The organism is Brachybacterium hainanense (assembly GCF_042434575.1).
GTDB lineage: Bacteria > Actinomycetota > Actinomycetes > Actinomycetales > Dermabacteraceae > Brachybacterium > Brachybacterium hainanense.
Map to the genome: position 1 here is coordinate 13227 of NZ_JBHLSV010000035.1, position 21385 is coordinate 34611.

Below are 21385 nucleotides of genomic sequence, written 5' to 3' on the forward strand. Positions count from 1 at the left end.
TTCCGCCCCTCCGCGCCGACCCCGAGGAGAGCCCTCGCATGCTGTACGAGATCGCGAAGCCGCCGGTCGCCCTGGTCGTCAGGATCCTGTGGGCTCCTCAGATCCGCGGCGCCGAGCGGATCCCGCGCTCCGGGCCGGCGATCCTCGCCAGCAATCACCTCTCCGCGGCAGACACCGTCTTCCTGCCCGCGCAGCTGGACCGGACCGTGCACTTCCTGGGCAAGGCCGACTTCTTCCGCGGCCGCTCCCTGCCGGGACGGGCGGTGGCCTGGGTGATGCGCCAGCTCGGGATCATCCCGGTGGACCGGACCGGCGGCAGCGCCTCCGACGGGGCCCTCGAGGCCGGGCTGGGCGTGCTGCGTCGCGGAGAGGTCCTGGGCATCTACCCGGAGGGGACCCGCAGCCCGGACGGCCGACTGTTCCGCGCGAAGACCGGAGTCGCCCGCCTCGCGCTGGGGACCGGCGCCCCGATCATCCCGGTGGCGATGCTCGGCGCCTTCGAGGCCGGAGGCGGCCGCCTCCTCCCGCGCCGCCGTCCGCGGATCATCGCCGTGATCGGCGAGCCCGTCGACGCGGAGGCGATCCGGGCCGCGCACCCGGAGCTGAGCGCGGCGGAGCTGCTGCGGCGGATCGCCGACACCGTCGTCCACGAGATCGGGCGGCTGTCGGGACAGGAGTACGTGGACCGCTACGCCGCGGAGGTCAAGGCCGAGCTGCGCGCGCGGGCCGATGCCGCGCACCGTCGAGACGGCTGAGACGTCCGTGCCGCGGCGGCGCGATCGGCTCCCCGCCCCGATCGCCTACCCTGGTGCGGTGAACTCATTCCTCCACGACAGCCCCGCCCGGGCGCATGCCTTCGACCTGTCCGCCTCCAGCCATGAGCTGGACGCCCTCGGCTCGTGGCGCGACCGCCCTCGCGTGCAGCAGCCGACGTGGCCCGATGCCGAGTCCCTGGGGCAGGTCTTCTCCTCCCTGCGCTCCTCCCCGCCGCTCGTCTTCGCCGGCGAGGTCGACGTCCTGCGGCATCGGCTCGCAGCGGCGGCACGCGGCGAGGCGTTCCTGCTGCAGGGCGGCGACTGCGCAGAGACCTTCGCGGAGTCCGGGGCGAACCAGATCCGCAACAAGATCCGGACCATCCTGCAGATGGCGGCGGTGCTCACCTATGGGGCCTCCGTGCCGGTGGTCAAGATGGGACGCATGGCGGGCCAGTTCGCCAAGCCCCGCTCCGCCGACACCGAGACCCGCGACGGGGTGACCCTGCCGACCTACCGCGGCGACGCCGTCAACGGCTTCGAGTTCACCGAGGCGTCCCGGCTGCCGGATCCGGAGCGCCTGTGGAGGATGTACACCACGAGCGCGCAGACGCTGAACCTCATGCGCGCCTTCACCAGCGGCGGATTCGCCGATCTGCGCGAGGTCCATGCCTGGAACCAGGGCTTCATCGCCGGCCCCGGCTATGACCGCTACGAGGAGCTCGCCCGCCAGATCGACAAGGCGATCCGCTTCATGTCCGCGATCGGTGCGGACTTCGAGGCGCTCAAGGTCGTCGAGTTCTACTCCTCCCACGAGGCGCTGCTGCTCGACTACGAGGAGGCGCTGTCCCGCATCGACTCGCGCACCGGAGAGATCTACGGCTGCTCGGGGCACTTCCTGTGGATCGGGGAGCGCACCCGTCAGCTCGACGGCGCGCACGTCGAGTTCATGTCCCGGATCCGCAACCCCATCGGTGTCAAGCTCGGGCCCGAGGCGAGCGTCGAGGACGCGCTGCGGCTGATCGACAAGCTCGACCCCGAGCGCGAGCCGGGCCGCCTCACCTTCGTCACCCGCATGGGCGCCGGCAGGATCCGGGAGCGCCTGCCGCGTCTGGTCGAGGGGGTCCGCGACGCCGGCGCCCAGGTCACCTGGGTCACCGATCCGATGCACGGCAACACGATCACCTCCTCGAACGGCTACAAGACCCGGCGATTCGAGGACATCCTCGACGAGGTCGTCGGGTTCTTCGAGGTCCACCGCGCCGCGGGCACCGTGCCCGGCGGGCTGCACATGGAGCTCACTGGCGACGATGTCACGGAGGTCCTCGGCGGCACCGGCGAGATCGACGAGGCAGGTCTCGCACGTCGCTACGAGACCCTGGTCGATCCGCGCCTGAACCATCAGCAGTCCCTCGAGCTGGCCTTCCTCGTCGCGGAGATGCTCGGCAAGCGCTGATCCGCGGCGAGGGACCCTTCAGGAGACGGTGATCGTGATCGTCCTGCCCTGAGGGGTCGGCGTGCCTCCAGGCACGGACTGCCCCGTCACCAGTCCTGTCGGAGGCGTCGCGGGCTGCTCCTGGACAGCGACCTCGAACCCCGCGGCCTTCAGCGCGGCGGTCGCATCGGCCGCGGATCGTCCGGTCACCTCGGGGACGGGGACTCGCTGACCGCCCTTGGAGATGACCAGCGCGACCGTGTCCCCGCGGTGCAGGGTGTGGCCGATCGACGTCTGCGAGATGATCGCCCCATGGGGGACCGTGGTGGAGTACTCCCAGCTGGTGGTGACGACGAGCCCGGCGCCCTCGAGGTTCGCCGTCGCCGTGTCGTAGCCGCGTCCGCGCTGGTCCTCGACGAGGATCGGCTCGCGCCCCTGCGAGACCGTCACCGTGACGGCTCCTCCCGCGGGGAGGGCCTCCGCGTCCCCGGGCGTGGTCTGGGAGATGATCGCGCCCTCGGGCACCTCCTCGGAATAGGCGGGCTCACCCTCGACGAGCTGCAGGTTCGCGCCCTCGAGCAGGGACGTCGCGGCAGCGACGTCCTTCCCGACGACGTCGGGGACCGGATAGGTCTGCGGGCCCGTGGACACGATGATCGTGACGGCGGTATCGCGCTTGACGACGGTGCCGGGACCCGGCGTCGCGGAGATGACCGTTCCCGCCGGGACGGTGTCGCTGAACTGCTCGCTCGTGCGGGTGTCGAGGTCCTCGCCGGCGAGCGCCGCCTCGGCCGCGGCGAGCTGCTCGCCCTCCAGGACCGGGACCGTGCGGTCCCCGCCGGGCCCCGCGGTGCCGTACCACGCCCAGGCGGACCATCCCGATCCGGCGGTGAGGGCGAGCACAGCGAGGGCCGCGGCCGCGCGCATGCCCGGCGCCGGGCGGTGCAGCGGCCCGGAGAGATGGCGGCCGCGAGGGAGCCGGCGCGGACGCAGGCGCAGCTCCTGGGCGTCCCCCTCGTCGCGGGCCTCCTCGTCCCCGGATACCGTGCGCTCGGGGTCCGCGGGGCCGTCCTCCAGCCCCAGCGAGTCCGCGGCCCGGCGGGCGAGGCCCTCGGGAAAGGCGCGCGCGCCCCCCTCCGCGGTGAGGTCCACGTCCTCGAGGCGTGCTGTCAGCCGGGGGACGTCCTGCGTGTCCGATGCCGCTCGCTCGAGCGGAGCGGCATCGAGGACCGCGGCGGACAGGGTGCGCTGCAGGTCCTGGACGCTCGCGAGCGCCGCGCGGGCGCTCGCGGGCCGTGAGCCCGGGACGCGGGCGCAGCACCAGGTGACCAGGGAGTCGACCCCCGAGGGGACGTGGGGGGCCCGCAGGGACGGAGCGGGGATGTCCTCGTGCACGTGCTGGAAGGCGATGTGCACGGGGGCGTCCCCGACGTACGGCTGGGAGCCCACGAGCATCTCGTAGAGCACGACGCCCAGGGAGTAGAGATCGCTCCGCTCGTCGCATGCGCCGCGGGTGATGACCTCGGGGCTCACGTAGGCGACGGTGCCCATCATGGTCGAGGTCGCGGAGGAGTGCGCGGCGCCGATCACCCGCGCCAGGCCGAAGTCGGCGACCTTCACCTCGCCCGTGCTGCTGAGCAGGATGTTCTCCGGCTTGATGTCGCGGTGCACGATCCCGGCGTCGTGCGCGGCCGCGAGCGCCTCGAGCACGGCCCGGGTCACCTCGAGCGCCTCGCGGACGGAGAGCCGACCGGTCTCGGCGATGCGCCCGCGCAGCGTCCCGCCCTCGACCAGCTCCATCGCGAGGTAGATCCGGTCGCCGTCCTCGCCCTGGTCGAAGACGCCGACGACGTGCCGATGCGCGAGGCGGGCCACGCTGCGGGCCTCCTGCCCGAAACGACGGCGGAACCCCTCGTCGTCGGCGAGATGCGGATGCATGATCTTCAGCGCCACAGGCCTGTCCAGGCGCTCGTCATGGCCGCGGTGGACGGAGGCCATCCCACCGCGGGCGATCAGCTCCCCGACCCGGTACCGGCCGTCGAGCAGCACCCCGGTGTCCGAGGTCGTCATCGGCTGCGCGCTCACGGTCCCACTGTAGGGCGGCACCCGGGCGGAGGTGCTGATCGACACAGCGCCCGCAGGGGACCCTCACGAGGTCTCCACCGGCATCCGCGCATCCGATGTGGCACCCTGGTGCGGTGAACACTCTCGATGCCCTCATCCCCGCGTGGCTGAACCTCCCCGACGCCGCCGAGCAGCTCGGCGTGGAGGTCTCGCGCGTGCGGCGGCTCATCGACGAGGGGCAGCTGGTCGCGATCCGTCGGGGGGACCCGGTGGTGCGCTCGATCCCGGCGGAGCTCCTCGTGGACGGCGAGATCGCCCCGCACCTGGCCGGGACCATCACGCTTCTGCGCGACGGCGGCTATGACGACGAGGAGCTGCTGGCGTGGCTCTTCACCGAGGACGAGAGCCTGCCCGGTCGTCCGATCGACCAGCTGCGTCGCGGCCAGCGGGGCGAGGTGCGTCGCCGCGCCCAGGCGTTGGCCTTCTGATCCCGTCCTGAGCCGCCCGCGCGGCGAGCTCCGACGGTCCCGTCCGTGCCCCGTCACCGGGGCCCGCCCCCGTCGGGGCCGGGCCTCAGCCGCGGGGCAGCGTCGTCAGGTCCGTCGCCGCATCGGCCAGCTGCGCGAGGCCCTCCCGGCCGGCGGGGGAGAGAAGATCGGCCGCGGCGAGGATCTCCCGGGCCTGCCGCGTCAGCTCCTCGACGTCCTCGCGCACGCTGCGGACGGCACCGGTGGACACGAGCACGTCGTGCGCGGCGGTGATGGCCCCGACGTCGGCCCGGGAGTCGCCGACCGCCCGCTCCAGCGCGACGCGTCCGGCGGCGTCGGCGCGCTCGAGCGCCCGGGCGAGCACGACGGTGCGCTTGCCCTCGACGATGTCCCCGCCGATCGGCTTGCCGGTCGCGTCCTGGTCGCCGACCACGCTCAGCAGGTCGTCGCGCAGCTGGAAGGCCTCTCCGACCCGGAGGGCCCACTGCTCGAGCAGCGCGAGCTGCGCGGTGCTCGCCCCGGCGAGGGCCGCGCCCATGCGCAGCGGACGCAGGACCGTGTACGGGACCGTCTTCCAGCGGATCACGGAGAGCGCAGCCTCCTCCTGGCCGCCCGCGGAGGCGAACCCGCCGCTCTGATGGAGGATGTCGAGGAACTGCCCGGCCATCACCTCGGTGCGCAGCAGATCGAACTCCGCGCGGCCGCCGCCGGCCGGATCCTCGCGGATCTCGGCGAAGAGCTGCTCGGCCCAGGACAGCGACAGGTCCCCGAGCACGATCGCATAGGCCTCGCCGAATCCGTCCGCGCTCCCGAGGAGCTGCTCGCGGCGGTGGAGATCCGCCGCCGCGACGTGCATCGAGGGGCGCCCACGGCGCGCGGGGGAGTGGTCGATGACGTCGTCGTGCAGCAGAGCCGCGGCCTGCACGAGCTCGATCGAGGCCCCCGCCCGGGCGATGTCGGCGGCATGCTCGCCCTCCGGGGCGCGACCCAGCACCGCGACAGCTCCCCAGTAGCAGAACAAGGGGCGCAGCATCTTCCCGCCCTCGAGGTACGTCTCGAGGTCCGCGGCCATCCGCAGGACCTCCGGTGCGACCTGCCCGATGATCGCGCGCTGCGCGGCCAGATGGGCGTGCAGCCGGGTGCGGACCGCCTCGACGGCGAGCACGGTCAGATCAGCGGGGGCGGCGGACGAGGCCATGGGGTCTCCTTCGAGGGGCGATGCGCGAATCCTCCCACAGCGGGCTGGGCCGTCCCGAGGAGGAGATGCACCCTCCGGCGCCCGTCCGCCCTGGTGCCGGTCCTCCCCAGGGCTCCGGTGCACACCCGAGGACAGGGTTGTCCACATTCCCCGGACCTGTCCGAGCACGATGCCGCGCCGTCCTGGATCCTCGGGGCATGAGAACCCGAGAGCATCCCACGCGCGGCCCCCGCCGCTCCCTCCGCGCCGACGATCCGGCCGAGCTGCTCGCCGAGGCCCGCCTCAGCATGGGCATCGTGCCCCGCGACTGCCTCATGCTGCTGGGCCACGAGCGACGCAGCGAGCACTGCGTCATCAGCCGCATCCCGCTGGACCCCGTCCCTGTCGAGGACTGCACGGGCGAGTTCCACGAGGTGATGCGGCAGATGATGCGGGAGGGCTGCACCGGAGCCTTCGGGGTCCTCGTGCTGCGCGACGGCTACGAGCGCGGCCCCGACGAGACGACGATCGCCGAGGCGCTGCGCTGGTGCGCTCTGACCCTCATCGCGGCGCAGGAGCTCTCCCCGGACCCCTTCGACATCCCCGAGCTGTGGGTCCTGGCCGATGCACAGGCCCGCTGCATCCGGGTGAGCCCCGCGCCCCCGGACGAGAGCGGCGAGCGCGCCTACGACCTCGCCCTGCGCGACCCGCAGCCCCTCGCCCCGCTCGAGGACACCCGGGCCGCCGCCCATGCCGTCGCCGCAGGGATACCGCTGCCGCAGGAGCGTCCCGAGGTCGACGCCGCGCTCGCCGCTGCGAGGCCCTGCATCCTGTCCCGCCGGGGACGACTGCCCACCGCCCCGATCGAGATGGCGTGGCAGCGCACTCTCGCCGCGCTCGCCCGCCTGGGCCGCGAGGAGAGCCCGCGCGGCTCGGAGGAGTACGTGACGGACTGTGAACACGTCGCCGCGCTCCTGGACATCTGCGGACAGCGCTCCGGGATCGACCAGCTGCTGACCCTCGCGCTGCCCGCCGACCTCGTGGCGCGGATCCCTCCCGGCGGCGTGGTCGACGTGATGCTCACCGACCCCTCTCAGCGCCCAGGACGCAGGATCAGCGCAGGTGGGCACTGGTACGAGGCGCTCCGGACGCTGCGCTGGATGAGCTGTCCGCCTCCTGCCGAGAGGGGTCGCCGGGAGCTCGCACAGGCCTGGATCACGCTGAGCCATGCGCTCGGGATCCTGGCCTGGTGGAACTATCGCTGCGGGACCGCCGGAGACCTCGCCCAGGAGGTCCTGACGATGTACCCCGATGAACCTCTGGCACTCTGTCTGCGGGAGATGGCCAGGGTCCCCATCACTCCCGCGTGGCATCCGCGCCGCTGAGGCGCGCGGTGCCGCTGCAAGCCCCATGGATCCCTCAGGAAGGGCCTGATGACGAGCGTGCACCCGCATACTGATCAGCGTGCCGGGACCGGAGAGCCTCCGGCCTCCGGCGCCTGGGACCCCTCTCACGGAGCGGGGGACCGCCTCTTCGCGCGGATCGGCGATCTCGCCCTCGAGTCCGGGGCCGTTCTCCCGCAGGTGACTCTCGCCTACGAGACCTGGGGGGAGCTGTCGCCGCGCGGCGACAACGCGGTCCTCGTGCTGCACGCCCTGACCGGGGACTCCCACGTCCGCGGCCCGGCCTCGACGGCGCACGCGACGGCCGGATGGTGGGAGGACCTGATCGGCCCCGGACGTCCGGTGGACACCGACCGGTACTTCGTGGTCGCCCCGAACGTGCTGGGCGGCTGCCAGGGCTCGACGGGGCCTGCGAGCCTCGCGCCCGACGGCCGGCGCTGGGCGTCCCGCTTCCCGGATCTCACGGTCCGCGATCAGGTCGCCGCCGAGGCCGCGCTCATGGCGCAGCTGGGCCTCGAGCGCTGGGCCCTGGTGATCGGCGGCTCGATGGGTGGGATGCGCGCCCTCGAATGGGCCGCGACCCTCCCGGGGGCGGTCGAGCGCCTGGCCGTGATCGCCTCGGGGGCACGGGCCAGCGCCGATCAGATCGCCTGGAACAGCGCCCAGCTGGCCGCGATCGAGGCCGACGGCGGCTTCCTGGGCGGCGAGTACTACGACCAGCCCGACGGAGCGGGTCCTCACCGCGGCCTCGGCGTCGCCCGGCGGATCGCGCACACGACCTATCGGACCGCCTACGAGCTCGAGGAACGTTTCGGCAACCGTCTCCAGCCGCATCCGGACGGCGGCGTGCAGGAGGGGTACCCGCAGGTCACCAGCTATCTCGATCATCATGCCGCGAAGCTCTCCCGACGCTTCGACGCGAACTCCTACCGGGTGCTGGTGCGCGCCATGAACTCCCACGACCTGGGCCGGGGCCGGGGCGGGACCGCCGCAGGGCTCGGCCGCATCACCGCTCGCACGCTCGTCGTCGCCATCGAGTCCGACCGCCTGTTCCCCCTCCCGCTGGTCGAGGAGATCCGCGACGGGGTGCCCGGCTCGACCTGGCGCGTGGAGAGCTCGCCGATCGGGCACGACGCCTTCCTCGTGACCAACCCGCATCTGGAGCGATGGATCACCCATCTCCTCGAGGACGGCTGAGCTCGCAGGGGGAGGCCGATGTGCGATCGGCCACCCGTGGCGGTTAAGCTGAGCCGAGATCGGGTCCCGCGGACGAGGCAGCTGAGCGGCCGTGCACCCGGCGCAGCACGAGCGGAGCATGCCGAAGGGGAGCCGACCGAAGATGAGCATCGTGGTGGGATACGCGCCCTCGGCGCAGGGCAGCGCCGCGCTGCGGGCCGGGATCCGCGAGGCGCGCAGCCTCGGGGAGCATCTGGTCGTCGCGGCCTATGCATACCACGACCCCGAGCAGGGGCGGGTCCTGCCCACGCAGGAGCAGGTCCTCGCCGAGGCGGCGCAGCTGTCCTCAGGGGATCTGCCTCCCGTCCGGGTGCTCTTCAGCACCTGCGAGGACGTGGGCGAGTTCCTGCTCGAGACGACGCAGCAGGAGGAGGCGAGCCTGCTGGTGATCGGTCTGCGTCGCAAGTCGCGGATCGGGAAGCTCAACCTTGGCGGGGCCGCCCGCCGCGTGCTGCTCGGAGCGAGATGCCCCGTGCTCACCGTCAAGGACGACGCGCCCGCCCGCGCCGCCTGACATCCGTGACGCGGACGGGGAGGGGTGGGAATACCTGCTCTCCGGGCGCGTTATACTCGATGGGCCCGTCTGCACCGGACGTCAGCGCGCCGCGAGCCCGTGTCCCATGCTCGCGCCCACGACCGATGCCCTGAGCCTCGCCGAGACCACCCGAACGCCAGTGCACTGCGAGGCATGCCCTCGCTGATGCCCGCCGGAAGAAGGAACTGCGTGACCGCCTCCACCAAGAACGCGACGAAGAAGACCAGCTCCGCTGGGAGCGCCACCTCGACCGCCCCTGTCGAGGACCCGTCGGTGTCTGAGGAGACCGCCCCCGCCGCGAAGGCGGCGACCACGACCAAGCGCGCCGCCGCGCGCAAGACCACGGCCAAGAAGACGACGGCCGGGGCCAAGAAGCCCGCCGCGACCGAGGAGACCGAGGAGGAGCCCCGCGAGGAGGAGATCTCGGAAGAGGACTCCAAGGCATCCCAGGAGAAGGCCGACAAGGACAAGGACACCGAGGCCGCGGGCGGCTTCGTGTTCAGCAACTCGGACGACGACGCACCTGTGCAGCAGGTCGTCACCGCGGGTGCGACCGCCGATCCGGTCAAGGACTACCTCAAGCAGATCGGCAAGGTCGCCCTGCTGAACGCCGCGCAGGAGGTCGAGCTCGCCGAGCGCATCGAGGCCGGCCTGTTCGCGGAGCAGCAGCTCAAGCGCGACGAGTCGATCGTGCGGACCAAGGCCGGTCGCGAGCTCGCGATCATCGTCGAGGACGGGCGCGCCGCGAAGGACCACCTGCTCGAGGCGAACCTGCGCCTGGTGGTCTCCCTCGCCAAGCGCTACACCGGCCGCGGCATGCTGTTCCTGGACCTGATCCAGGAGGGCAACCTCGGACTTATCCGCGCGGTCGAGAAGTTCGACTACACCAAGGGCTACAAGTTCTCGACCTATGCGACCTGGTGGATCCGTCAGGCGATCACCCGCGCCATGGCCGACCAGGCCCGCACCATCCGCATCCCGGTGCACATGGTCGAGGTCATCAACAAGCTCGCCCGTGTGCAGCGTCAGATGCTCCAGGACCTCGGCCGCGAGCCCACCCCGGAGGAGCTCGCCAAGGAGCTCGACATGACCCCGGAGAAGGTGGTCGAGGTCCAGAAGTACGGCCGCGAGCCCATCTCCCTGCACACTCCGCTGGGCGAGGACGGCGACAGCGAGTTCGGCGACCTCATCGAGGACTCCGAGGCCGTCGTCCCCGCGGACGCGGTGAGCTTCACCCTCCTGCAGGAGCAGCTCCACTCGGTGCTGGACACGCTCTCGGAGCGCGAGGCCGGCGTCGTCTCCATGCGCTTCGGCCTCGAGGACGGCCAGCCCAAGACCCTCGACGAGATCGGCAAGGTCTACGGCGTGACCCGCGAGCGGATCCGCCAGATCGAGTCGAAGACCATGAGCAAGCTGCGTCATCCCTCGCGTTCGCAGGTGCTGCGCGACTACCTGGACTGATCCGCGCCGGCCGGTCTCGTACCGGTCGGCTCCGCATCGGCCGATGCGACGGGCCGGGCACCTTCGGGTGCCCGGCCCGTCGTCTGCGCCCGATGCCCGGACCCGCCACGGCCGACCGGGGATGGAGCAGGACCGCGTGGGTCCGTCGTGGGTGACCGGGGATGGAGCAGGACCGCGTGGGTCTGTCGTGGGTGACCGGGGATGGAGCAGAACCGCGCGGGCTCGCCAAGGGTGACCGGGGATTCAGCAGTGCGGCGCTGGGGTGCCTCGGCACTGGTCATTCGTGTCGCGGCTGCAGCGGGTGCCTCGGCGCCGGTCAGCCGTGTGTCCGCTCCCGGCTCTCCGCGACGGCGTCCCGCCTCGTCCACCCGGAGATGGGGCAGGCCCTCACCTCCTCCTGCCCCTTGTCATCGGCGCGCCGATGGAGGATCGTGGAGCCCTCCAGCCTCAGCTCCGGAAGGACTCGTCACCGTGGACGTGCCGATCGCCCCTGTCCCCGCGCAGGATCTGCGCATCCCCGGCAGCCGCACGCTCCGCCTCGAGGGCGCGGACGTCGGCGCAGGCATCTCGTTCTTCCTGGTCGAGACGGCTCCGGGGGACGGCCCGGCGCTGCACCGCCATCCCTACGACGAGACCTTCCACGTGATGGAGGGCGCGGCGCGCATCCGGATCGGCGCGCAGACGCTCGACGCCGGTCCCGGCGACACCGCCGTCGTCCCGCCTCGCACATGGCACCGCTTCACGAGCACGGGCGAGGGCGTCTTGCGCATGATGTGCATCCACGCCTCGCCCGTGATGATCCAGGAATACGCCCCCGAGGAGGAGCAGGGCTGAGGCGGGCCCGACACCCGCGGAGGCCTCCGCGAGCCGCCGCCGCGGGGGCCGTCGCCCGAGCACGAGGACCCCGCACCGAGCGGTGCGGGGTCCTCGTGCTCGGGACGGTCCGGGGTGAGTCAGTCCTCGACGGGCTCCGGCTTCGCCGTGAGGCGGTCGGTCTCGTCGATGACCTCGGAGGCGAGGGGACGCAGCGCGTCGGCATGGGCGCGGGCATGATGCCCGCAGAACATCAGCTCGCCTCCGGCGGTGAGGACGACCTTGACGTACGCCTGGGCGCCGCAGCGGTCGCAGCGGTCGTTCGCGGTCAGCCGGGGAGCTTCGAGGGTCATGTTCATGCCTCGTATTCAAGCATCCGTCCGGCCGCAGCACGAGCGTTCCGTGGCCCGGTTCGCTCACCGCGCAACCCGAGGAGGACGGCGTAGCCCGCATCACCCCGCGCCGCTCAATCCCCGGATCCGTCCCGCCGTCGCCGTAGAATCCCAGGGTGACTCCCTCTACCTCTGCCTATGATGCCCGGCACCTGCAGGTGCTCGAGGGTCTCGAAGCGGTGCGCAAGCGCCCGGGGATGTACATCGGCTCGACCGATTCCCGCGGTCTCATGCACTGCCTCTGGGAGATCCTCGACAACGCCGTCGACGAGGCCCTCGGCGGTTTCGGCGAGGCGATCCGGGTGATCCTGCACGAGGACGGCTCCGTCGAGGTCCATGACTCGGGCCGAGGCGTTCCCGTGGACGTGGAGCCCCGGACGGGCCTGACCGGTGTCGAGGTCGTGTACACGAAGCTGCATGCGGGAGGGAAGTTCGGCGGCGGCTCGTACGCCGCCTCCGGCGGCCTGCACGGCGTCGGCGCCTCGGTCGTCAACGCGCTCTCGCTGCGCCTGGACGTCGAGGTCGACCGGGCCGGCAAGACCTACGCCATGTCCTTCCAGCGCGGCGTCCCCGGCGTCTTCGACGACGGGGCGGACGGCCCTGCTCCCTCGGCGCCCTTCACCCCGGCCTCCGGGCCGGCGGAGCTGAGGATCGCCGGGAAGGCCAAGCGAGGCGTCACGGGCACGCGGGTGCGCTACTGGGCGGATCCGCAGATCTTCGTCAAGGGCAGCCATTTCTCGATCGAGGAGCTCACGCGCCGTGCCCGGCAGACGGCGTTCCTCGTGCCCGGTCTGTCCCTCACCGTCGTGGACCAGCGTCCCGAACGGACCCCGGAGCAGCCCGAATCGCGGACCTTCCGCTACGAGGGCGGGATCGCGGAGTTCGTCGAGTTCCTCGCCCAGGACGAGAAGATCACCGACGTCATCCGCCTGACCGGCTCGGGCGACTACACCGAGACCGTCCCCGTGCTCGATGCGCAGGGGCACATGGTCTCCACCGAGGTGGCGCGCAGCTGCGAGGTCGACATCGCCCTGCGCTGGGGCTCCGACTACGAGACGACCCTGCGCTCCTACGTGAACATCGTGGCGACCCCCAAGGGCGGCACTCATGTGACCGGCTTCGAGCAGGCGCTCGTGAAGGCCCTGCGCAAGCAGGTCGAGAATCAGGCGCGGCGCGTCAAGTTCAACGCGAAGAACGAGAAGATCGAGAAGGACGACACGCTCGCCGGGCTCACGGCGGTCGTCACCGTCCGCATCGACGAGCCCCAGTTCGAGGGCCAGACCAAGGAGATCCTCGGCACGCCGGCGATCCGGGCGATCGTCGCCCGCGTCGTCGAGGAGCAGCTGACCGCATTCCTCACGTCCCCGAAGAAGGGGGAGAAGGAGCAGGCGGCCCTCGTCGTCGACAAGGTCGTCTCCGAGATGCGGGCTCGCATCGCCGCGCGCATGCACAAGGAGGTCTCGCGCCGCAAGAACGCGCTCGAGTCCTCGACCATGCCCACCAAGCTCGCGGACTGCCGTTCGACGGACGTCGAGCGCAGCGAGCTGTTCATCGTCGAGGGCGACAGTGCGCTCGGCACCGCGAAGAACGCCCGCAACTCCGAGCATCAGGCGCTGCTGCCCATCCGCGGCAAGATCCTCAACGTGCAGAAGGCGTCGATCACCGACATGCTGAAGAACGCGGAGTGCGCTGCGATCATCCAGGTGATCGGAGCGGGATCGGGGCGCACCTTCGACCTCGAGGCCGCCCGCTACGGCAAGATCATCATGATGTCCGACGCCGACGTCGACGGCGCCCACATCCGCACGCTGCTGCTGACGCTCTTCCACCGCTACATGCGGCCGATGCTCGAGGAGGGCCGCATCTTCGCAGCGGTCCCGCCGCTGCACCGGGTGGAGATCATCCACGGCGGCTCCAAGAAGAACGAGTACGTGTACACGTACTCGGAGGCGGAGCTGAACACGCTGCTGAAGAACCTCGAGCGCCGGAAGAAGCGCTACAAGGAGCCGATCCAGCGGTACAAGGGCCTCGGCGAGATGGACGCGGACCAGCTCGCGGACACGACCATGGACCCGGCTCATCGGACCCTGCGCCGAGTCCGCATCGAGGACGCGGAGGCCGCCGCGACGATGTTCGACCTGCTCATGGGCTCGGACGTCGCCCCGCGCAAGCAGTTCATCATCGAAGGCGCGGAAGAGCTCGACCGCGAGCGCATCGATGCGTGATCGCGTGAGCTCCGCCCGGAGGTGTCCCGAGGGACGAGGGGCTCCGACGTGCGGTGCGATCGCGATCGCGCCGGAGACATCGCGTGATCGCGTGAGCTCCGCCCCACCATCCCCGACCCTGGAGGACCGATGAGCCTTGCCGTGCGTGTAATCCCCTGCCTCGACGTCGACGCCGGACGCGTCGTCAAGGGCGTCAACTTCCGCAACCTCCGCGATGCCGGTGATCCGGTCGAGCTCGCCGCCCGCTACGAGGCGATGGGGGCGGACGAGCTGACGTTCCTGGACGTGACCGCCTCGAGCGGCGGCCGTGCCACCATGCTCGACGTCGTCTCCCGCACCGCGGAGCAGATCTTCATCCCCCTCACCGTCGGCGGGGGCGTCCGCTCGGTCGACGACGTCGACCAGCTGCTGCGGGCCGGCGCGGACAAGTGCGGCGTGAACACCGCCGCGATCGCCCGGCCGGCCGTCATCACCGAGATCGCGGAGCGCTTCGGCAACCAGGTGCTGGTGCTGTCGATCGACGCCCGCCGCGTCACCGAGGACACTCCGGAGGGGCCGGCCCGCGGCGGCAGCGGCTTCGAGGTCACCACCCACGGGGGGCGTCGCGGCACCGGAATCGATGCCCTCGAGTGGATCCGCGAGGTCACCCGCCTCGGGGCAGGGGAGATCCTCCTGAACTCGATGGACGCCGATGGGACGAAGAACGGCTTCGACCTCGAGCTGATCCGCGGCGCGCGCGCCGCGACGACGCTCCCGCTGATCGCCTCGGGCGGGGCGGGCGCGCCCGCGGACTTCCCGCCCGCCGTCGAGGCGGGCGCCGACGCGGTGCTCGCCGCGAGCGTCTTCCACTTCGGCACGATGAGCATCGGCGAGGCGAAGGACGCGCTGTCCGGGGCGGGCATCCCGGTCCGATGAGCGCTCCGCTGGACGCCGCGGGCATCGGCGGCGTCCCGCCGCGAGGCGCTGCGTCCGGGGACGTGCGCAGCAGACTCTCGCGATGGTCCCTGCTGCGTCGCAGCGGCGTCCTCGCCCTGGCCCTCGCGATCGTCCTGGGCGCCTGGCTGGTGTGGGACAACCGGCGTCTGGTCACGACGGAGCTGACGCTCGTGGACGCCCGGCTGCCCGCGGAGTTCTCCGGCTTCCGGATCGTCCAGATCTCCGATCTGCACTCGCGCACCTTCGGGGACGGCAACGCGCCGCTGCTCGAGGCGGTGCGTCGGGCACGGCCCGATGCGATCGCCCTCACGGGCGACCTCGTGGACCGCACGAGCCCCGATGCCGATATCGCCCTCGCCCTGGTGGACGAGCTCGTGCGGATCGCGCCGGTCCATTACGTCACCGGCAACCATGAGGCCGCCTATCGGGACACCCCGGGTCTCCTGAACGGCCTGCGCTCGCGGGGCGTCGACGTCCTGCGCGGGGATGTCGTCGTGCACGAGCGCGGCGGGGCGAGGATCGCCATCGCCGGGATCGACGACCCGGCCGTCGAGGCCCCGGGCGAGCAGATCCCGGAGCAGGGCGACTCCGCCCGCACCGCGGCGCGTCTCGACCTCGTCGAGGACCGGCTGGGGGCGATGGGGCAGGAACGTCCCTTCACCGTGCTGCTGTCGCATCGGCCCGAGCTGATCGACCCGTACGCGCAGGCGGGGATGGACGTCGTGCTGGCCGGCCATGCGCACGGAGGGCAGGTGCGCATCCCGCTGCTCGGGGGCCTCGTCGCCCCGGACCAGGGGCTCCTCCCGCGGTACACGGAGGGTATCCATGTGCGGGAGGGGACCGCGCTGGTGATCAGCCGGGGGATCGGCAACTCGATCGCGCCGATCCGCGTGAACGATCCCGCGGAGCTCGTCGTGGTGACGCTGCGGTCCTGAGACCGCGCGGCCCGGCGCGGGACGGGGATCCTGCGATGCTCAGCGTCCGATGACCTCGTAGCGGGCCTGGAGGGTGTGGGTCTCGCCGGCGGCGAGGTTCACGGCGCCGTCCTTCGCGACCGCCGTCTCCACGCACAGGAACTGCTGCCACGACTCCAGGGGCATGTCCTGCAGATGAGCGGCGCCGTCGCTCCACGGGTTCCACAGCACCGTGCGCGTCGCGGAGCGGGGGGTGATGAGGATGTCCCGTTCGAGGACCTCGTCGTGCACGGTGACCGGGCCGGAGACGTCGTAGACCCGGTCGATCGGTCCCGTCAGATGCGGCTCACCGTCCTGGGTGAAGGCCGCGAGGTCCTGCAGGTTGTCGAGGTACCGGGCTCCGGCGAACCCGCTCAGCGAGCAGGAGCGCACATCGCCGACGGACAGGTACGTGTGCAGGGCCGCCTCGAGCTCGAGCGGCGCGGTGCCCGCGGTGACGTCCAGCCGCACCTGCAGGTGGTCCGCGGCGATCGCGAAATGGACCTGGGCGGTGATGCCCTGCCCGCTCGGGTCCGCGTCCGCATCGCGCAGTCCGAGGGTGATGGCGACGGCGTCGGAATCGGCGACGTCGGCGTCCCCGTCGGCCCAGCCGTGGAAGCGCTCGGCGGAGACCAGCTCCCACCGCTCGCGGCGGAGCCAGCCGTGCGCAGGCACGGAAAGGCCATCGCGCCCGGGACCGAACCAGGGGCCGATCAGCGGGATGCCGCCGCGGATCGACTCGCCCTCGGCGTAGACCGCGTCCGGGCTCGTCCACAGCACGTCGTCCTGGCCCGCGGGGACCCAGGACGTGAGATGGCCGCCGTCCAGATGGATGACGGCGGTGCAGGCGGCGATCTCCACCAGCACCGCGGGCGTGCCGTGCACGTCCTCGAGCCGGACGCCGCGGGGGAGTTCGGGGTTCGTGTTCTCGTCCATGTCCCTATGGTGACACCCTCCGGCGCTCCGCGCGGCCGCTCGAGGATCTGCCGCGGGTCGAGCCGCCGGACGGCTCAGCCGACGGCGGCTACCGGGACGGCCACGGGCGTGCCGGAGCCGTCGCGGCGGCCGACCGGCTCGGGCAGGTCGATCGGCTGCCCGGAATCCGAGCAGGCCCGCGCGGGGGAGGGCACCACCCAGGCGCCGATCAGCACGTCCTCGCCGCGCAGGAAGCGATGGCAGCGCACCCCGCCGGTCGCGCGTCCCTTGGCCGGGAACTCGGTGAGAGCCGAGACCTTGAGCGACCCCGACTGCGTGCCCGGCAGCGCCTGCGACGTCCCGGCGATGGTCACGACGTCCGCGGGACGGGTCACGTCGATCGCGGTGAAGGCGACGACCCGGGCGTCCGCGGACAGCTTGATGCCCGCGACGCCGCCGGCGGTGCGGCCCTGCGGACGCACCCCCGACGCCGGGAAGTGCAGCAGCTGCGCATCGCTGCTGACCATGACCAGGTCCAGATCGGTGTCGTCCTCGATGTCGACGACGCCGACGACCTCGTCGTCCCCCTTGAGCCCGATGATCTCGAAGCCGTCGGCGCGCGGGAAGTCGAGGGTCACGCGCTTGACGACGCCCTGCCGGGTCCCCAGCGCGAGGCAGCCCCCGCGCTCCCGATCGGCCTCGGCGGCCCGGACCAGGGCGAGCACGCGCTCGCCCTTCTCGAGCACGAGCAGATCCGCCAGGCGCGTGCCGCCCGCGAGGGACGGCGCCTGCGCGGTCGGGGCCAGAGCCGGCAGGTCGACGACGTTCACGTGCAGCAGACGGCCGCGGCTGGTGACCGCGCCGACCTGGGCGCGGGCGGAGGTGAGCACCTGCGAGACGACGACGTCGTGCGCGGATCGCCCTCCCTCGCGCAGGAGCTCCTCCTCGCCCATGGTGCGGGCCACGAGCCCGGATCCGCTCAGCAGCACCCGGCAGGGCTCGTCGGCGACCTCCAGCGGCGCGGCGGCAGACGGAGCCTGCTGCGCGCCCGCTTCGAGCAGCACGGTCCGGCGCGGCGTGCCGTGCTCGGCCGCGACCGCGGCCAGCTCCGCGGACACTAGGTCCCGCAGGACCTGGTCCGAGCCGAGGATCCGCTCGAGCTCCTCGATCTCGGCGCGCAGCTCGTCCCGCTCTCCCTCGAGCTCGAGGCGCGAGAACTTCGTCAGCCTCCGCAGCCGCAGCTCGAGGATGTACTCGGCCTGCGCCTGGGAGAGGTCGAAGGCGGTCATGAGGGCGGTGCGCGCCCGCTCGCCGTCATCGGCGTTGCGGATGATCTGGATGACGTCGTCGATGTCGAGGATCGCGATCAGCAGGCCCTCGACCAGGTGCAGGCGGTCCTGCCGCTTGCGCAGCCGGTGCTCGGTGCGGCGACGCACCACGTCGAGCCGGTGCGCGACGAAGACCTCGAGCAGCGGCTTCAGCCCGAGCGTGCGCGGCTGGCCGTCGACCAGCGCGACGTTGTTGATGCCGAAGGAGTCCTCCATCGGGGTGTACCGGTAGAGCTGCTCGAGCACGGCCTCGGGATGGAAGCCGGACTTCACCGTCAGCACGAGGCGCAGGCCGTGATGACGGTCGGTGAGGTCCTGGTAATCGCTGATCCCCTGGACCTTCTTGGACTGGACGGCGTCCCGCAGCTTCTCCGCGATCTTCTCCGGACCCACCTGGTAGGGCAGCTCGGTGACGACGATGCCCTTCTTCCGACTGGTCACGTTCTCGATGCGGGTGGTGGCGCGGATCTTGAAGGAGCCGCGGCCGGTGCGATAGGCGTCGCGGATGCCGTCCAGGCCCACGATCCGCCCGCCGGTGGGGAGATCCGGGCCGGGCACGAGGCGCATGAGGTCCTCGAGGCTCGCGTCCGGATGCGCGATCAGATGCCGTGCCGCCGCGACGACCTCGACGAGGTTGTGGGGCGCCATGTTCGTCGCCATGCCGACCGCGATGCCGGAGGCGCCGTTGACCAGCAGGTTCGGGAACTGCGCCGGGAGCACCTCCGGCTGCTGCAGCTGATTGTCGTAGTTGGGGACCATCGCGACGACGTCCTCGTCCAGCGAGTCCGTCATCAGCGTCGCGGCCCGCGCCGGCCGTGCCTCGGTGTAGCGGGGGGCCGCGGGGCCGTTGTCGAGGGAGCCGAAGTTGCCGTGCCCGTCCACGAGCGGGAGACGCATGGAGAAGTCCTGCGCCATGCGCACCAGGGCGTCGTAGATCGCGGTGTCGCCGTGCGGGTGCAGCTTGCCCATCACCTCGCCGACCACGCGCTGGCTCTTCACATGCCCGCGGTCGGGGCGCAGGCCCATGTCGTCCATCATGTACAGGATGCGGCGCTGGACCGGCTTCAGACCGTCTCGCGCATCGGGCAGCGCACGGGAGTAGATCACCGAGTACGCGTACTCGAGGAACGAGGTCTCCATCTCGCTCGTGACGTCGACATCGACGATCACCCCGTCGGAGTGCTCGTCCGCCGGAGCTGAGGTGCTGCGCGTTCGTGCCATGACCGCTATCCTGCCTCACCGCCTGGGCCGATCCCGGCAGGTGGCGAGGTGAATCGGATCATCACCGCGCGGATGCGCGGCCTCGGGACCCGCTAGGCTCGGCCCATGGCACCACGTCGCGACGCAGGCCAGGGGCGCGGGAGCACGGACGCTCCCGGGACCGGTCCTGCGGCATACCCCGCCCACTGGGAGGCGGACATCGCCCTGCGGGACGGCACCGCCGCGCATCTGCGGCCCATCCTCCCCGGCGATGCCGAGGCCCTCCAGCGCTTCCACGAAGCGCAGTCCGAGCATTCCCGCTACCTGCGGTTCTTCGCCGCCATGCCGCGGCTGTCGCCCCGTGACCTGGCCCGTTTCACCCGCGTGGACCACCATGACCGTGTCGCCTTCGTGGTCCTCCAGGGCGACGACATCATCGCCGTGGGCCGCTACGACCGGGTCGACGAGCGCGAGGCCGAGGTCGCCTTCAACGTGGCCGACTCCCAGCAGGGGCAGGGACTCGCCTCGATCCTGCTCGAGCATCTTGCGGCCGCCGCCCGCGAGCGCGGCATCCACACCTTCACCGCCGAGGTCCTCCCGCAGAACCAGAAGATGATCGGCGTCTTCGCCGATGCCGGCTTCGACGTGCGCCGCACCCTCGACGACGGGGTGGTCCTCGTCGAGTTCCGGATCGACCCGACCGCCCGCTCCCTCGCGGTCATGGCCGAGCGCGAGCGCCGTGTCGAGGCCCGTGCCATGGAGCGTCTGCTCCACCCGGGCTCCGTTCTCATCATCGGGATCTCCTCGCGCAGCGACACCCCCGCGAACCGCATCCTCCGCGCCCTGGACCGCTCCGGGTATGCGGGCGCCGTCCGCGTCGTCGCCCGCGACGCCTTCGAGGTCGCCGGCCATCCCGCCCACGCCCGGATCGCCGATGTTCCCGGCCCGGTGGACCTCGCCGTGATCGCCCTGCGCCCCGAGGCATGCCTCGACGCCGTCGACGAGTGCGCCGCGATCGGGGTGCGCAGCGTCGTCATCCCCACCGAGGGGTTCTCCGAGGACCGGGCCGCGCACGGTGATCTGCAGCGTCGTCTGGTCGCCCAGGTGCGCCGCCACGGCATGCGTCTGCTGGGTCCGGGCGCCCTCGGCTTCCTGCGCACCGGGGACGAGCCGCTGAACCTGTCCCTGTCCCCGCGTCTCCCGCGCGCGGGTCATGCCGCCCTGGCCGCGCAGTCCAGCGCGCTCGCCGCCATGCTGCTGGCCGCGACCGACCGCCGCGGCACGGGCGTCCACGAGTTCGTCGCGGCCGGGAACCGTGCCGACGTCTCCCTCAACGACTGCCTCCAGCACTGGGACGAGGACGAGGAGGTCTCCGTCCTCGGACTCGCCCTCGAATCGATGGGCAACCCCCGCAAGTTCACCCGCATCGCCCGGCGCATCACCCGCAGCCGTCCCGTCGTCGTCCTGCGGCCGCCCGGGGTGAGCACGACCGCGCCGCCCGGGCACGACGTGCGCGCCTCCTCGCTTCCCCGTCCCGCCCTGGATCAGGTGCTCGCCTCCGCCGGGGTGGTCCGCGCCGACAACGTCGACCATCTCATGGACCTCGTCGACGCCCTCGAGCGACAGGGGGCGCCGCTCGGTCCCCGGCTGGGCCTGCTGTCGAACACCGCCGCGCTCGGCGAGGCCCTGCGCGGCGCCGCGGATCGGCATGGCGCGGCCGTCGCGATCGACAACCGCTCCGTCCCCCTCGCGGACGATCCCCGGCTGATCCAGCGGGCCTTCACCTCGATGGCGGCCCTCGGCGGGGTCGACCTCGTCGTCGCCGCGGTCGTGGATCCCCTCCACGGGGACCTCGTCGGGATGCTGCGTTCCATGGCGACCGTCGCCCGTCACAGCGAGGTCGCCCTCGTCGTCTGCCTCGTCACCGACCGCGAGCGCTGGCTCGCCGTCGAGGAGGCCGTCCGCGCCGACGGGACCCTCCCGCCGGTGCACACGAGCCCGGCCGCGGCGATGCGCGCCGCCGCCGGGATGCTGGCCGCGGCCCGCCGCGGCGGCGTCCGGGCCGAGCCGCC

Annotated in this window: 17 protein-coding genes; 12 read left to right on the forward strand and 5 right to left on the reverse strand. The window is 72.2% G+C overall.

Going from position 1 to position 21385, the window contains the following annotated elements; translation table 11 throughout:
• Nucleotides 1-38 precede the first annotated feature (38 nt).
• Nucleotides 39-755 (forward strand): lysophospholipid acyltransferase family protein, encoded by a 717-nt coding sequence (locus ACFFF6_RS18680; protein WP_376983022.1) that lies wholly within the window; start codon nt 39-41, stop codon nt 753-755.
• 58 nt (nt 756-813) lie between these two features.
• Entirely contained in the window at nt 814-2208 is a 1395-nt protein-coding gene (locus ACFFF6_RS18685; protein ID WP_376983023.1) for a class II 3-deoxy-7-phosphoheptulonate synthase, read from the forward strand.
• Between the two features lie 18 nt (nt 2209-2226).
• Here ACFFF6_RS18685 and pknB read toward each other — a convergent pair whose 3' ends face one another.
• Nucleotides 2227-4272: a Stk1 family PASTA domain-containing Ser/Thr kinase gene (gene pknB, locus ACFFF6_RS18690; RefSeq protein WP_376983024.1), complete on the reverse strand. Its 2046-nt coding sequence runs from the start codon at nt 4270-4272 to the stop codon at nt 2227-2229.
• A gap of 113 nt (nt 4273-4385) precedes the next feature.
• On the opposite strand from pknB, the gene ACFFF6_RS18695 reads away from it, so the two are divergent.
• Nucleotides 4386-4739, forward strand: a complete 354-nt coding sequence (locus tag ACFFF6_RS18695) for an Rv2175c family DNA-binding protein (protein WP_376983025.1) — start codon at nt 4386-4388, stop codon at nt 4737-4739.
• 85 nt (nt 4740-4824) lie between these two features.
• On the opposite strand, the gene ACFFF6_RS18700 is transcribed toward ACFFF6_RS18695, so the two are convergent.
• The gene (locus tag ACFFF6_RS18700) at nt 4825-5937 is read right to left on the reverse strand and encodes a polyprenyl synthetase family protein (RefSeq protein WP_376983026.1); all 1113 of its coding nucleotides are present in this window, start codon (nt 5935-5937) and stop codon (nt 4825-4827) included.
• 197 nt (nt 5938-6134) lie between these two features.
• Here ACFFF6_RS18700 and ACFFF6_RS18705 point away from each other — a divergent pair, with 197 nt between their 5' ends.
• The 5 genes from ACFFF6_RS18705 (at nt 6135) to ACFFF6_RS18725 (ending at nt 11385) form a co-directional block, all read left to right on the forward strand.
• A complete protein-coding gene (locus ACFFF6_RS18705; protein ID WP_376983027.1) occupies nt 6135-7301 on the forward strand; it encodes a hypothetical protein in 1167 nt (388 codons plus the stop codon).
• Between the two features lie 48 nt (nt 7302-7349).
• On the forward strand, nt 7350-8516 hold the full coding sequence (gene metX, locus ACFFF6_RS18710; RefSeq protein ID WP_376983028.1) for a homoserine O-acetyltransferase MetX: 1167 nt from the start codon (nt 7350-7352) through the stop codon (nt 8514-8516).
• Nucleotides 8517-8658: 142 nt separating this feature from the next.
• Entirely contained in the window at nt 8659-9069 is a 411-nt protein-coding gene (locus ACFFF6_RS18715; protein ID WP_376983029.1) for a universal stress protein, read from the forward strand.
• A gap of 186 nt (nt 9070-9255) precedes the next feature.
• Complete coding sequence (locus ACFFF6_RS18720) at nt 9256-10551, forward strand: RNA polymerase sigma factor (protein ID WP_376983039.1); 1296 nt, start codon at nt 9256-9258, stop codon at nt 10549-10551.
• 471 nt (nt 10552-11022) lie between these two features.
• Nucleotides 11023-11385: a cupin domain-containing protein gene (locus ACFFF6_RS18725; protein WP_376983030.1), complete on the forward strand. Its 363-nt coding sequence runs from the start codon at nt 11023-11025 to the stop codon at nt 11383-11385.
• Between the two features lie 119 nt (nt 11386-11504).
• On the opposite strand, the gene ACFFF6_RS18730 is transcribed toward ACFFF6_RS18725, so the two are convergent.
• The gene (locus tag ACFFF6_RS18730; RefSeq protein WP_376983031.1) at nt 11505-11723 is read right to left on the reverse strand and encodes a DUF7455 domain-containing protein; all 219 of its coding nucleotides are present in this window, start codon (nt 11721-11723) and stop codon (nt 11505-11507) included.
• Nucleotides 11724-11872: 149 nt separating this feature from the next.
• Between ACFFF6_RS18730 and ACFFF6_RS18735 the strand changes: the two genes are divergently transcribed.
• From ACFFF6_RS18735 to ACFFF6_RS18745, 3 genes are all read left to right on the forward strand, one after another.
• Entirely contained in the window at nt 11873-13981 is a 2109-nt protein-coding gene (locus tag ACFFF6_RS18735; RefSeq protein ID WP_376983032.1) for a DNA gyrase/topoisomerase IV subunit B, read from the forward strand.
• Nucleotides 13982-14110: 129 nt separating this feature from the next.
• Nucleotides 14111-14896, forward strand: a complete 786-nt coding sequence (gene hisF / locus ACFFF6_RS18740) for an imidazole glycerol phosphate synthase subunit HisF (protein WP_376983033.1) — start codon at nt 14111-14113, stop codon at nt 14894-14896.
• Entirely contained in the window at nt 14893-15852 is a 960-nt protein-coding gene (locus ACFFF6_RS18745; RefSeq protein ID WP_376983035.1) for a metallophosphoesterase, read from the forward strand. The genes hisF and ACFFF6_RS18745 overlap by 4 nt, the downstream gene beginning before the upstream one ends.
• A 39-nt stretch (nt 15853-15891) precedes the next feature.
• Here ACFFF6_RS18745 and ACFFF6_RS18750 read toward each other — a convergent pair whose 3' ends face one another.
• Both ACFFF6_RS18750 and ACFFF6_RS18755 read right to left on the reverse strand, forming a co-directional pair.
• Entirely contained in the window at nt 15892-16806 is a 915-nt protein-coding gene (locus ACFFF6_RS18750; protein WP_376983036.1) for a D-hexose-6-phosphate mutarotase, read from the reverse strand.
• Nucleotides 16807-16880: 74 nt separating this feature from the next.
• A complete protein-coding gene (locus ACFFF6_RS18755) occupies nt 16881-19334 on the reverse strand; it encodes a DNA gyrase/topoisomerase IV subunit A (protein WP_376983037.1) in 2454 nt (817 codons plus the stop codon).
• Between the two features lie 105 nt (nt 19335-19439).
• On the opposite strand from ACFFF6_RS18755, the gene ACFFF6_RS18760 reads away from it, so the two are divergent.
• Nucleotides 19440-21385, forward strand: a 1946-nt coding sequence (locus ACFFF6_RS18760) for a GNAT family N-acetyltransferase (RefSeq protein WP_376983038.1), incomplete at its 3' end; no start/stop codon positions are given.